General features: G+C 74.0%; 10 protein-coding genes and 3 pseudogenes. 8 read left to right on the top strand and 5 right to left on the bottom strand.

From position 1 onward, the window contains the following. The 4 genes and pseudogenes from AB8Z36_RS18655 to AB8Z36_RS18670 form a co-directional block, all read left to right on the top strand. A pseudogene (locus AB8Z36_RS18655) lies at positions 1-487 on the top strand (class III lanthionine synthetase LanKC); the annotation flags it as partial. A 45-nt stretch (positions 488-532) separates the two neighbouring features. Next, positions 533-655, top strand: a complete 123-nt coding sequence (locus tag AB8Z36_RS18660) for a SapB/AmfS family lanthipeptide (RefSeq protein ID WP_369214466.1) — start codon at positions 533-535, stop codon at positions 653-655. Between the two features lie 113 nt (positions 656-768). Further along, entirely contained in the window at positions 769-2,481 is a 1,713-nt protein-coding gene (locus AB8Z36_RS18665; RefSeq protein WP_369214467.1) for an ABC transporter ATP-binding protein, read from the top strand. A 434-nt stretch (positions 2,482-2,915) separates the two neighbouring features. Further along, positions 2,916-3,989 (top strand): annotated as a pseudogene (locus AB8Z36_RS18670) (ATP-binding cassette domain-containing protein); the annotation flags it as partial. A 234-nt stretch (positions 3,990-4,223) separates the two neighbouring features. On the opposite strand, the gene AB8Z36_RS18675 reads toward AB8Z36_RS18670, so the two are convergent. Both AB8Z36_RS18675 and AB8Z36_RS18680 read right to left on the bottom strand, forming a co-directional pair. After that, positions 4,224-4,832 carry a LuxR C-terminal-related transcriptional regulator gene (locus AB8Z36_RS18675; protein ID WP_369214468.1) on the bottom strand — a complete coding sequence of 203 codons (609 nt, stop codon included), beginning with the start codon at positions 4,830-4,832 and terminating at the stop codon, positions 4,224-4,226. 223 nt (positions 4,833-5,055) lie between these two features. After that, positions 5,056-5,676: a TetR family transcriptional regulator gene (locus AB8Z36_RS18680; RefSeq protein WP_369214470.1), complete on the bottom strand. Its 621-nt coding sequence runs from the start codon at positions 5,674-5,676 to the stop codon at positions 5,056-5,058. A gap of 228 nt (positions 5,677-5,904) precedes the next feature. Between AB8Z36_RS18680 and AB8Z36_RS18685 the strand changes: the two genes are divergently transcribed. The 3 genes from AB8Z36_RS18685 to AB8Z36_RS18695 are packed head-to-tail and all read left to right on the top strand — an operon-like array spanning position 5,905 to position 9,112. Continuing rightward, positions 5,905-7,269: a glycosyltransferase family 4 protein gene (locus AB8Z36_RS18685; protein ID WP_369214472.1), complete on the top strand. Its 1,365-nt coding sequence runs from the start codon at positions 5,905-5,907 to the stop codon at positions 7,267-7,269. Then, complete coding sequence (locus AB8Z36_RS18690; protein WP_369214473.1) at positions 7,269-8,033, top strand: class I SAM-dependent methyltransferase; 765 nt, start codon at positions 7,269-7,271, stop codon at positions 8,031-8,033. The genes AB8Z36_RS18685 and AB8Z36_RS18690 overlap by 1 nt, the downstream gene beginning before the upstream one ends. Next, positions 8,030-9,112 (top strand): prenyltransferase/squalene oxidase repeat-containing protein, encoded by a 1,083-nt coding sequence (locus AB8Z36_RS18695; protein WP_369214474.1) that lies wholly within the window; start codon positions 8,030-8,032, stop codon positions 9,110-9,112. Before AB8Z36_RS18690 ends, AB8Z36_RS18695 begins: the two co-directional genes overlap by 4 nt. Positions 9,113-9,125: 13 nt before the next feature. Here the strand turns inward: AB8Z36_RS18695 and AB8Z36_RS18700 are convergent, their stop codons facing one another. Further along, the gene (locus AB8Z36_RS18700) at positions 9,126-9,419 is read right to left on the bottom strand and encodes a hypothetical protein (protein WP_369214476.1); all 294 of its coding nucleotides are present in this window, start codon (positions 9,417-9,419) and stop codon (positions 9,126-9,128) included. A 154-nt stretch (positions 9,420-9,573) separates the two neighbouring features. On the opposite strand from AB8Z36_RS18700, the gene AB8Z36_RS18705 reads away from it, so the two are divergent. Then, the gene (locus AB8Z36_RS18705) at positions 9,574-10,125 is read left to right on the top strand and encodes a hypothetical protein (protein WP_369214477.1); all 552 of its coding nucleotides are present in this window, start codon (positions 9,574-9,576) and stop codon (positions 10,123-10,125) included. A 12-nt stretch (positions 10,126-10,137) separates the two neighbouring features. Here AB8Z36_RS18705 and AB8Z36_RS18710 read toward each other — a convergent pair whose 3' ends face one another. After that, positions 10,138-11,148 carry an LLM class F420-dependent oxidoreductase gene (locus AB8Z36_RS18710; RefSeq protein ID WP_369214478.1) on the bottom strand — a complete coding sequence of 337 codons (1,011 nt, stop codon included), beginning with the start codon at positions 11,146-11,148 and terminating at the stop codon, positions 10,138-10,140. A gap of 118 nt (positions 11,149-11,266) precedes the next feature. Further along, positions 11,267-11,656 (bottom strand): annotated as a pseudogene (locus tag AB8Z36_RS18715) (hypothetical protein); the annotation flags it as partial.

The raw sequence follows: 11,656 nt of genomic DNA on the forward strand, positions 1-11,656 counted from the left end.
GTGCGTGACCCAGCAGGACGGCAGCCTCGCCGTCAACGAGGGCTGGCGCACCATGCCCTACCTCGGGGACGGCAGCGTCGGCATCGGCATGGTCCTCGACGACTTCCTCGCCCACCGCGACAACGCGGCCTTCGAGGCGGCGCGGCCGGGCATCCTGGCCGCCGCACGTTCACGGTTCTGCGTGCAGCCCGGCCTCTACCAGGGCCGTGCCGGACTCCTGCTGCACCTGCGCCGCAGCACCGCGCCCGGCATCACCCCCGAGGAGATCGCCGCCCAGATCTCGGCGCTCGGCTGGTTCGCCATGTCCTACGAAGGCCAACTGGCCTTCCCCGGCAACCAGCTGCTGCGGCTCTCCATGGACCTCGACACCGGGACGGCGGGCTGTCTCCTCGCGCTCGCCTCCGCACTCGGCGACGGCCGGGCGCACGTCCCCTTCCTGCCGCCACCGCGGCCCCGGAGCCGGTCCCGCCATCGTGCGGGGTCGTGACACCACCCTGTGAGAACACCACGTCCCCAGAGAGAGGGAAGAACAATGGCACTTCTCGACCTGCAGAGCATGGAGTCCGACGAGATGACGGGCGGCGGCGGTGGCGGCGGCAGCCAGCTCAGCCTGCTGCTGTGCTGGAGCACCGCGAGCGTCGCGCTCTGTCTGTGACGCCTGACCACGTCTGACGTGGCACGGCTCTGAAGGCCCGGGCGGCACCCGCGAGGGAGCCCGCCCGGGCCCATCCGCACTTCCCCCCAGGGGACGACGAGGACCCGGACCGCATGGCGACGACGACCCACCGTCCGCACCAACCCCCGTCCGACACGGACCTGCTGCGCGCCGCGACCCGCTACAGCGCCGCCCGCTGCGCCGTCCTCACGCTCTGCGCCGTCGCGGGCGCGGGCGCCGGACTGCTGCTGCCGCTGGCGATCGGCCGTGCCCTGGACGCCCTGCTGACCGGCGGCACCGCGGACGCCACCCGCTGGGTCTGTGCGTGCGCGGCGCTGATCGGCGCGAGCGCCCTCCTCGACGCCCTCGACGGCGTCCTCACCGGCACCACCGACGCCCGCACCACGGCCTGGCTGCGCGGCCGGGTCGTACGCCATGTGCTCGCCGTCGGACCGCGCTCCACCGCCCGCTTCGCCCACGGCGACCTGGTGGCGCGCCTCATCGACAACGCGGCGCACGCGGGCATCGCGCCCGCCACGGCCGCCGCCGTCCTCGCCGCCCTCGTCACCCCCGTCGGCGCCGTCGTGGCGCTCGCCCTGATCGACGGCTGGCTCGCCGTGGTCTTCCTCGTCGGAGCGCCCGTACTCGTGCTGCTCCTGCGCTCCTTCGTCCGCGTCTCCTCCGACTGCGTGGCCCGCTACCAGCAGGTCCAGGGCGACATCGCGGGCCGCCTCGGCGAGGCGATCGGCGGCGCGCGGACCATCGCGGCGGCCCGCATTGAGGACAGGGAGGCGGCGCGCGTCCTCGCGCCGCTGCCCGAACTCTCCCGGCAAGGACACCGCATGTGGCACGTCCAGGGACGCTCCCAGGCGCAGGCCGTCGCGGTCGCGCCGCTCCTCCAGATCGCGGTCGTCGCGGTGGCCGGACGGCTGCTGCTCACCCAGCGCATCACGGTCGGCGACCTCCTCGCCGCCTCCCGGTACGCGCTGCTCGCCACCGGCATCGGCATGCTCGTCGGTCAGCTCGGCGGCCTCGTGCGCGCCAGAGCCGCGGCCCGGCGCCTCGGCGAGGTCCTCGCGCTGCCCCCGGCCGTCCACGGAACCGCATGCCTGCCGCCCGGGGGCGGACGTCTGGAGCTGCGGGGCGTGCGGGCGGCGCGGGGCGGGCGCGACGTGCTCGACGGCGTCGACCTGACGGTGCCCGCGGGCTCCACGCTCGCCGTGGTCGGCCGCTCCGGCGCGGGCAAGTCGCTGCTCGCCGCGCTCGCGGGACGGCTCGCCGACCCGGACGCGGGGGAGGTGCTCCTCGACGGCGTACCGCTGCGCTCGCTCGGCGCCCAGGAGCTCCGCCGCGAGGTCGGCTACGCCTTCGAGCGGCCCGCGCTGCTCGGCGCGACCCTGGAGGACACCATCGCCCTCGGCGCCCCGCGCCCCTCGCCCGCCCGCGTCCGCGAGGCCGCCCGCGCCGCCCGCGCCGACACCTTCATCACCCGCCTGCCCGAGGGGTACGCCACCCCCTGCGCCGAGGCGCCCCTCTCCGGCGGCGAGAGCCAACGCCTCGGCCTGGCACGGGCGTTCGCGCGAGGCGGGCGGCTGCTGATCCTGGACGACGCGCTCTCCAGCCTCGACACGGTCACCGAACACCACATCGCCGACGCCCTGCTCCGCCCCGACCCGCACCGCAGCCGCCTGGTCATCGCCCACCGCGCGGCGACGGCGGCCCGCGCGGACCGGGTGGCCTGGCTGGACGGCGGCCGGGTCCGGGCGGTGGGCACCCATGCCGAGCTCTGGGAACGGGCCGAGTACCGGGAGGTGTTCGGCGCGTGAGGCGGACGGGGCGGGCGAAGCCCGCGGCGGGTGCGCCGGACCGGTCCGGGCGCCCGAGCGGGCCCTACCGCAGGGGACTGCGCTTCCTGGCGCGCCGGTGGCCGGTGGTCCTGCGGCTGACGGCCTGGTCGGTCCTGGAGACCGGGCAGACCTTCCTCACCGGCTACGCCCTCGCGCGCGCCCTGGACGACGGCTTCCTCGCCGGGGACGGGGCGGTCGGCCTCGGCTGGCTGGGCGCCGCCGCGCTCGGCGTGGTGCTCGCCGCGTACGGCACGGGCCGGGTGTTCCGCGCCATCGCCGGGCTCGTGGAGCCGCTGCGGGACACGCTGGTGCGCCAGGTCGTCGGCCGGGGGCTGCGGGAGGCGGACGGCGCCGCCGTCTCCCGGCTCACCCAGCAGGTGGAGATCGCCAGGGACACCTTCGCGGGCCTGGTCATGGTCTCCCGCTCCTTCGTCTTCACGGCGGCGGGCGCCCTGGCCGGGCTCTTCTCGCTCGACCCGCTCCTGCTGCTCGTGGTGGCACCGCCGCTGCTCGCCGGAATCGGCCTGTTCCTGGCTTCCCTGCGCCCGCTGGCCCGCCGCCAGGAGCACTTCCTGGTCGCCGACGAGGCCATCGCCGCCGAGCTGGGGGTGGTCTGCCCGGGACTGCGGGACATCACCGCCGCCGGTGCGGAGCGGGACGTGGCCGACGGTCTCGGGCGCGCCGTCGCGGGCGAGTACGAGGCGGCCCGCGCCCTCGCCCGCTGGGGCGTCCTGCGCACGGCCGCCCTCGCGACCGGCGGCCAGCTCCCCCTCGTACTGCTCCTCGCCGCCGCCCCCTGGCTCCTGGACCGGGGCGTCACCCCGGGGGCCCTGGCCGGCGCCCTCGCCTATGTCACCCAGGCCCTGCTGCCCGCCCTGCACAACCTCGTCCACGGCCTCGGCGCGAGCGGCGCGCGCCTGGCGATCGTGCTGCGTCGTCTGCTGTGGGACCCGCCCCGGGACCCGGAGCCGGGCCCGGCTCTCCCCCCGCGGCCGGAAACCGCCGGTGCCCCCGCCGTCCAGCTCTCCCGCGTCACCTTCGCCTACGGCCCGCACGCCGAGCCCGTCCTGCGCGACCTGCGGCTCAGCGTCGCCCCCGGCGAGCATCTCGCCGTCGTCGGACCCAGCGGCATCGGCAAGTCCACCCTGGCCGGAATCGTCGCCGGTCTGCTGGTGCCCGACGCGGGGGAGGTCCGCGTCGGCGGCCATCCGGTGTCCGGCCCCGAGGCGGTGCGGCGGCGCGTGCTGATCCCGCAGGAGGCGTACGTCTTCTCCGGGACGCTGCGCGACAACCTGACCCGGTTCCGGCCGGACCCGGTGCCCGATGAGGAACTGGCGGAGGCCGCCGAGGCCATCGGCTCGGCCGCCCTCGTCGAGCGCCTCGGCGGCCCCGGCGCCGAAATCGCGCCCGCCCGTCTCTCGGCCGGTGAACGCCAGTTGATCGCGCTGACCCGCGCCTATCTCGCGCGCGCCCCGCTGGCCGTCCTCGACGAGGCGACCTGCCACCTCGACCCGGTCGCGGAGGCGCGGGCCGAGCGGGCCTTCGCGGCCCGCCCCGGCTGCACCCTCGTGGTGATCGCCCACCGCGTCGGCTCGGCCCGCAGGGCCGGCCGTGTCCTGGTGATGGACGGCGCGCACGCCCTGTGCGGGCGGCACGAGGAGCTCCTCGAACTCTCCCCCCTCTACCGGGACCTCAACGGTGCCGGTGAGCCCGGCGGGTCCTCACACCCACCCTTCCCCCTGCGATATCCGTATCGCGTCGATCCGGTTCCGCGCCCCGGTCTTCCGGGTGATCGCGGCCATGTAGTTGCGCACCGTGCCGTTGGACAGATGGAGGCTGCGCGCGATCTCGGCGACCGAGGCGCCCCTGGCGGCCAGGGATAACACGCTCAGCTCCCGCCGCGTGAGCGGCATCTGGGCGGCCTTGAGGAAGCCGAACCCCAGGGAGTCGTCCACGAACCTGCGGCCCGCCGCCACCTGTCTGATCCCGGTGAGCAGCAGGTCCGGGTCGCTCGCCTTGTTCACATAGCCGAGCGCCTCCGCCTCGGCCGCCCGCCGCAGCTGCCCCGGCCGGTCGGCGGTGGCGAGCACCAGGACGCGGCAGCCCCTGCCGTGCGCCGAAGGCCCGGTGAGTTCGGCCAGGGAGAGGGGCGCGTGCGCCGGTTCGTCGTCGAGATCCACCACGCACAGGTCGGGTCGTACGCCCCGTAATCGGCCGCGGGCATGGGACCACGGCGCATGGAACACCTCCAGATCCGGCTCGCGGGCGAGTTGCTCCGCCAGAGCCAATCGCAGTAGACACGCGTCGTGCACGAGAAGCACCCGGATCACGCTCTTGGCCCTCCAGCTCCCCGCCCCAAGGTGCGCCGTTCAATGACGCAGACCATTCATAGCGGTGAGTACCCCGGTCGTGACGCAGAGAACTGGCCAAGGGGAGGGTCGGGGGCGCATTTGCCGTACGACTGTGCGCCCCCCTTGCAACCATCGGTCGGCGCAGAAGTGCTGCGCACGCGCGGGATGTCCGGTGGACGAGGTATGGGCCGCGCGGGCGCGGTTACTTCTCCGGCTCCGCCGTCAGGTCGATGAGGCGGCAGACCGTCTCGATGTCGATCTTCACCTGGGCGATCGAGGCGCGCCCCGAGAGCCAGGTGATCAACGCGGAGTGCCAGGTGTGCTCGATCACCCGCACGGCCGAGAGCTGCCGCGCGTCCGGCGGCTCCGGCAGCCCCATCGCGTCCAGGATGATCGCCGTGGTGAGCCGGGAGACCGTGTCGACCTCCGGGCTGACGGACCGGTCGGCGAAGGTCAGGGCCCGCACCATCGCGTCCGCAAGATGCGGCTCGCGCTGGAGCGCCCTGAAGGCCCGCATCAGCGTCTCGGCGACCCGCTCCGCGGGCGTCGCACCGGCCGGGGGCCGCTTCCTGAGCGTGGTGTGCAGGTGCTGGAGCTGGTCCTGCATGGTGGCGACCAGCAGATGCACCTTGGAGGGGAAGTAGCGGTAGAGCGTGCCGAGGGCGACGCCCGCGGCCTCGGCCACCTCGCGCATCTGCACCGCGTCGAAGCCGCCCCGGCTGGCCAGTTGGGCGCTGGCGTGCAGGATGCGGCGGCGGCGCGCCTCCTGGCGCTCGGTCAGGGGCGGCGTCGCGGGGTCCGCCGCTCTGGCTTCCGCTGTCATGTGGGTGCCCCTCCGGAAAACGCCTCACGGGATCGCACAGCATGGCAGGGAGCCGGTCGTGGCGCGAATCACCTGATCCGGGCCCGTGCACCTCGCCTACCAGCCGGTAGATTCAGAGCTCGATCAGCGATCACGCACCGATCACCGGACGATCAAGTCTGTAACTTGTTCTAGATTACCGTCCCGGCGTAATCTCGCGGACAACTGCACGCCAGAAGGGGGCCGAGAGTGACCGCTGAGGCCATGGAAGCGGGCCCCCGCAAGGGCTCCGGCGCCGACGGCGACCGACCGCTGCGCATCGCTCTCCTCACGTACAAGGGGAACCCGTTCTGCGGGGGACAGGGCGTCTACGTCCGCCACCTCTCCCGTGAGCTGGCGCGGCTCGGCCACAGCGTCGAGGTCATCGGCGCCCAGCCCTACCCGGTGCTCGACGAGGGCGAGGACCTTCGGAACCTCCGGCTCACCGAACTGCCGAGCCTGGACCTCTACCGCTCGCCCGACCCGTTCCGCACCCCCCGGCGCGACGAGTACCGCGACTGGGTCGACGCCCTCGAAGTGGCGACCATGTGGACCGGCGGCTTCCCCGAGCCCGTCACCTTCAGCCTGCGCGCCCGCCGCCATCTGCGCGCCCGGCGCGGCGACTTCGACGTCGTGCACGACAACCAGACCCTCGGCTACGGCCTCCTCGGCGACCTGGGCGCGCCGCTCGTCACCACGATCCACCACCCCATCACCGTCGACCGGCAGCTCGAACTGGACGCCGCGCCCGACCTCAAGCGCCGCATGTCCGTCCGCCGCTGGTACGCCTTCACCCGTATGCAGAAGCGCGTGGCCCGCCGCCTGCCCTCGGTCGTGACCGTCTCCGGCACCTCCCGCCAGGAGATCATCGACCACCTCGGCGTCCGCGAGGACCGCATCGACGTCGTCCACATCGGCGCCGACACCGGCCTCTTCTCGCCCGACCCGGCCGTGCCCGAGGTGCCGGGCCGCATCGTGACGACCTCCAGCGCCGACGTCCCGCTCAAGGGCCTGGTCCACCTCGTCGAGGCGCTCGCCAAGACGCGCACCGAGCACCCCGGCGCCCACCTCGTCGTCGTCGGCAAGCGCGCCGAGGACGGCCCCGTCGCCCAGGCCATCGAGCGCTACGGCCTCGAAGGCTCCGTCGAGTTCGTCAAGGGCATCACCGACGCCGAACTCGTCGACCTCGTCCGCTCGGCGCAGGTCGCCTGCGTGCCCTCGCTGTACGAGGGGTTCTCCCTGCCCGCGGCGGAGGCGATGGCGACCGGCACACCGCTCCTCGCCACCACCGGCGGCGCGATCCCCGAGGTCGCGGGCCCCGACGGCGAGACCTGCCTCGCGGTGCCGCCCGGCGACGCGGAGGCACTGGCCGCCGGCCTCGGCAGGCTGCTCGGCGACGCGGAGCTCCGCACCCGCCTCGGCCGGGCGGGCCGCGAGCGCGTGCTGCGCAAATTCACCTGGGCGCAGGCCGCCAAGGGCACGGCGGAGCGCTACCGCGAGGCCATGCGCCGCTCCGCCGCCACGAACCCCGGCCGCCCCGCGGCCACCGCGACGTACTCCGGGAGCCCTCGCTGATGCTGACCGTCGACTTCACCCGCTTCCCGCTCGCCGCGGGCGACCGCGTCCTCGACCTGGGCTGCGGCGCGGGCCGGCACGCCTTCGAGTGCTACCGGCGCGGGGCCCGGGTGGTGGCGCTCGACCAGAACGGCGAGGAGATCCGCGAGGTCGCCAAGTGGTTCGCCGCGATGAAGGAGGCGGGCGAGGCGCCCGCGGGGGCCTCGGCCACCGCGATGGAGGGCGACGCGCTCAACCTGCCCTTCCCCGACGCCTCGTTCGACGTCGTCATCATCTCCGAGGTCATGGAGCACATTCCCGACGACAAGGGCGTGCTCGCCGAGATGGTGCGGGTGCTCAAGCCCGGCGGCCGCATCGCGGTCACGGTCCCGCGCTACGGCCCGGAGAAGGTCTGCTGGGCCCTCTCGGACGCCTACCACGAGGTCGAGGGCGGCCACATCCGCATCTACAAGGCCGACGAACTCCTCGGCAGGATGCGCGAGGCGGGCCTCAAGCCGTACGGCACCCACCACGCGCACGCGCTGCACGCGCCGTACTGGTGGCTGAAGTGCGCGTTCGGCGTCGACAACGACAAGGCGCTGCCCGTACGCGCCTACCACAAGCTGCTCGTCTGGGACATCATGAAGAAGCCGCTGGCCACGCGCGTCGCCGAGCAGCTCCTCAACCCCGTCGTCGGCAAGAGCTTCGTGGCCTACGCGACCAAGCCGCACCTCCCGAAGGCCTCGGCCGACGCCGACGTCGACGCCGCGGCGGACGCCAAGTGACGAGCCCGGAGCGGACCGAACACCTCGTCCTGCCCGGCGTCCTGACGGCCGATCAGGCCGCGGCGACGGTGCGCGGCATCCTCGCCGTCCAGCGTGAGGACGGCGCCATCCCGTGGTTCCGCGGCCACCACCTCGACCCGTGGGACCACACCGAGGCCGCCATGGCCCTGGACGCGGCGGGCGAGCACAAGGCGGCCGAGCGCGCCTACGACTGGCTCGCCAGGCACCAGAACACCGACGGCTCCTGGTACGCGGCGTACGCCGACGGGGACCCGCACGACATCACCGACCGGGGCCGGGAGACGAACTTCTGCGCCTACATCGCGGTCGGCGTCTGGCACCACTACCTCGCCACCGGCGACGAGGCGTTCCTCGACCGCATGTGGCCGGTCGTCGTGGCCGCCGTCGAGTTCGTCCTCGCCCTCCAGCAGCCCGGCGGGCAGATCGGCTGGAAGCGCGAGGCGGACGGCACGCCCGTCACCGACGCGCTGCTCACCGGCTCGTCCTCGATCCACCAGGCGCTGCGCTGCGCCCTGGCCGTCGCCGAGCAGCGCGACGAGCCGCAGCCCGACTGGGAACTGGCGGCCGGGGCCCTCGCCCACGCCATCCGCAGCCACCCCGAGCGCTTCCTCGACAAGGACCGCTACTCCATGGACTGGTACTACCCGGTCCTTGGCGGCGCGCTGACCGGCGGCGCGGCCAAGGAGCGCATCGAGGGGGGCTGGGACCGCTTCGTGGTGCCGGGCCTCGGCGTGCGCTGCGTGGTGCCGAACCCCTGGGTGACCGGCGGGGAGAGCGCCGAACTCGCCCTCGCCCTGTGGGTGCTCGGGGAGTCCGACCGCGCCCTGGAGATCCTCCAGTCGATCCAGCACCTGCGCGATCCGGAGAGCGGCCTGTACTGGACGGGCTACGTCTTCGACGACCGGGCCCGCTGGCCCGAGGAGCTGACCACCTGGACGGCGGGCTCACTGCTCCTCGCGGTGGCGGCGCTCGGCGGCGACGAGGCGACCTGCGCGGTCTTCTCCGGCGAGCGGCTGCCGACGGGCCTGGCGCCGGAGTGCTGCGAGACGGCTCCGTAGCGGCGCGGCGGCGTCAGTAGCGGCGCAGCCGGCCCGCCACCGCGTGGCCGATGAGCAGGTACACGACCGCCGCGAGGCCGTAGCCCGCGACGACCCTGGCCCAGGTCTCGTCGAAGGTGAACAGGTCGTGGGACCAGCCGGCGAGGAAACGGGCCACGTCGTGGATGAACTGGACGAGCTCGTTCGCGCGGTTGGCGTCCAGGAGGTACATCAGGATCCACAGCCCGAGGATGAGGGCCATGACGTCCGCGATGACCATGATGATGTTCGCTGCGGTGCTTCCGTTGGAACGTCGCACTGGGGACATGACAACCGTTTACCTGCGATGCGCCCGTTGAAACAGCGCGCCCCCCGAACATCTGCGGCACGCCCCCGCACCCGTACGGTCCCGCCCGGGTGGCGGCGCCGCGCGCCCGGGGTGACGCTGCCCGGAGGACCGCTCACCTCTGGAGGCCGCCGCCGTGCTCAGCTCCGTACCCGTCCGCCGTGCCGGGGTATCCCTCACCCTGTGCTGCAGCCTGCTCGTCGGTGCGACGGCCTGTGGCGCCGACGACGCCAAGGAAACCTCCGCGGCGGCACCGTCCGCCAGCAGCAGCGCCGAGAAGCAGAAGTTCGCCAAGACCCGCTTCGTCGCCAACGCCGGGCTCGCCGCCGGGGCCACGTACCAGTGGATCGTGAAGCCGTACCGCGCGGGCAAGTTCAAGAAGGGCGCGAACGGCCGCAAGTTCGCCCTCATCAAGGCGGGCCTCGCGGGCGCCTTCACGTACAACAGGCTGAAGGCCGCGACGAAGAACGCCAAGGGCGACCCGACCCTGTCCAAGGCCGTGGCGCCGCTCTCGGAGAACATCGAGAAGCTGAAGGACCTGCCGTCCAAGCTCCGCAAGGGCGACTCGACGGACTCGGTCGTCAACTCCTTCGACGGCGTCATCAACTCCGTCAAGGGCGCGGGCAAGGACGCGGGCGCCGAGGTCAAGGACAAGGTGCCCTCCGCCGGGGAACTGGGCAACGGCTGACCGCGCCCTCTCCTAGGAGTTCAGCTCGGCGAGGACCCGCAGGGTGTGCGGGTCCGGGGCGAGGACGAGCAGGTCGGTGACCGGTCCCCGGCGCCAGGCGTCGAGGCGCTCGGCGATCCGGGCGCGCGGGCCGACCAGGGAGATCTCGTCGGCGAAGGCGTCCGGTACGGCGAGGACGGCCTCCTCCCTGCGGCCCGCGAGGAACAGCTCCTGGATGCGCCGGGCCTCTTCCGCGTACCCCATGCGGGCCATCAGGTCGGCGTGGAAGTTGCGGGCGGCGTGCCCCATGCCGCCGATGTAGAAGCCGAGCATCGCCTTGACGGGCAGCAGGCCCTCGGCGACGTCGTCGCAGACCTTCGCGCGGGCCATCGGGGCGATGGCGAAGCCGTCCCGCAGCCCGGTGAGTGACGCCTCGTACACATCGGTGCGCAGCGGCGACCAGTACAGCGGCAGCCAGCCGTCCGCGATCCGCGTCGTCTGCGCGACGTTCTTCGGCCCCTCCGCGCCGAGCAGCACCGGCAGGTCGGCCCGGAGCGGATGGGTGATCGGCTTGAGCGGCTTGCCGAGGCCGGTGGCGTCCTCGCCCGTGTAGGGGTGGGCGTGGAAGTCGCCCCGCACCTCCACCGGCCCCTCCCGGCGCAGCACCTGCCGGACGACCTCGACGTACTCCCGGGTCGCGGTCAGCGGTGACTTCGGGAAGGGCCGCCCGTACCAGCCCTCCACCACCTGCGGCCCGGAGAGCCCGAGGCCGAGCATCATCCGGCCGCCGGAGAGGTGGTCCAGGGTGAGCGCGTGCATGGCGGTGGTGACGGGGGAGCGGGCCGCCATCTGCGCGACGGCCGTACCGAGCCTGATCCGTGAGGTGTGGGCGGCGATCCAGGTCAGCGGCGTGAAGGCGTCCGAGCCCCAGGCCTCGGCGGTCCACACCGAGTCGTATCCGAGCCGCTCGGCCTCCTGGGCGAGAGCGAGATGACCGAGGTCGGGGCAGCGCCCCCAGTACCCGAGTGCGAGCCCGAGCCGCATACGCCCTCCCGGCCGAAAGGAGCAGAACTGACGGTACGTCAGTCACCGACCGGGCCGACTGTACGACAACGGCCCCCCGCCCGGAAGGGCGAGGGGCCGCGGGGTCATCGCGGGGCGGTCAGCCGCGCTGAATCCCCGTGGTGTCCTGGAGAACGCCACGACGCCCGTCCTGCGTCTGCGCCACCAGACCGGGACCGCGCTGCTCGACGGCCAAGTACCAGGTGCCGGGCGCCAGTTCGGCGATCGGCGTGGGCGAGCCGTCCTCCGCGTACAGCGGACGCGGCACCGGCACGGCGAACCAGAACGGCGAGAAGTCGCCCGCGGGCTGCGCCTGCGCGGGCGGCGGGGTCTGCCCGGCCTGCGGCTGCGGCTGGCCGCCGAAGGACGGACCGCCCTGCGGCTGGCCCGGCTGCGCGCCGTAGGGCTGCCCCGGCTGCGGCTGACCCGCACCGGCGCCCGGGTAGCCGTACCCACCCTGCGGCTSACCGCCGTAGGGGCCGGCGGCGGC

This window comes from Streptomyces flavofungini (assembly GCF_041028215.1).
GTDB lineage: Bacteria > Actinomycetota > Actinomycetes > Streptomycetales > Streptomycetaceae > Streptomyces > Streptomyces flavofungini_B.

Coding starts and splice junctions, on each gene's coding strand:
- AB8Z36_RS18700 (WP_369214476.1), bottom strand. CDS start 9,419: ATGTCCCCAGTGCGACGTTCCAACGGAAGCACCGCAGCGAACATCATC.
- AB8Z36_RS18710 (WP_369214478.1), bottom strand. CDS start 11,148: ATGCGGCTCGGGCTCGCACTCGGGTACTGGGGGCGCTGCCCCGACCTC.
- AB8Z36_RS18680 (WP_369214470.1), bottom strand. CDS start 5,676: ATGACAGCGGAAGCCAGAGCGGCGGACCCCGCGACGCCGCCCCTGACC.
- AB8Z36_RS18690 (WP_369214473.1), top strand. CDS start 7,269: ATGCTGACCGTCGACTTCACCCGCTTCCCGCTCGCCGCGGGCGACCGC.
- AB8Z36_RS18665 (WP_369214467.1), top strand. CDS start 769: ATGGCGACGACGACCCACCGTCCGCACCAACCCCCGTCCGACACGGAC.
- AB8Z36_RS18660 (WP_369214466.1), top strand. CDS start 533: ATGGCACTTCTCGACCTGCAGAGCATGGAGTCCGACGAGATGACGGGC.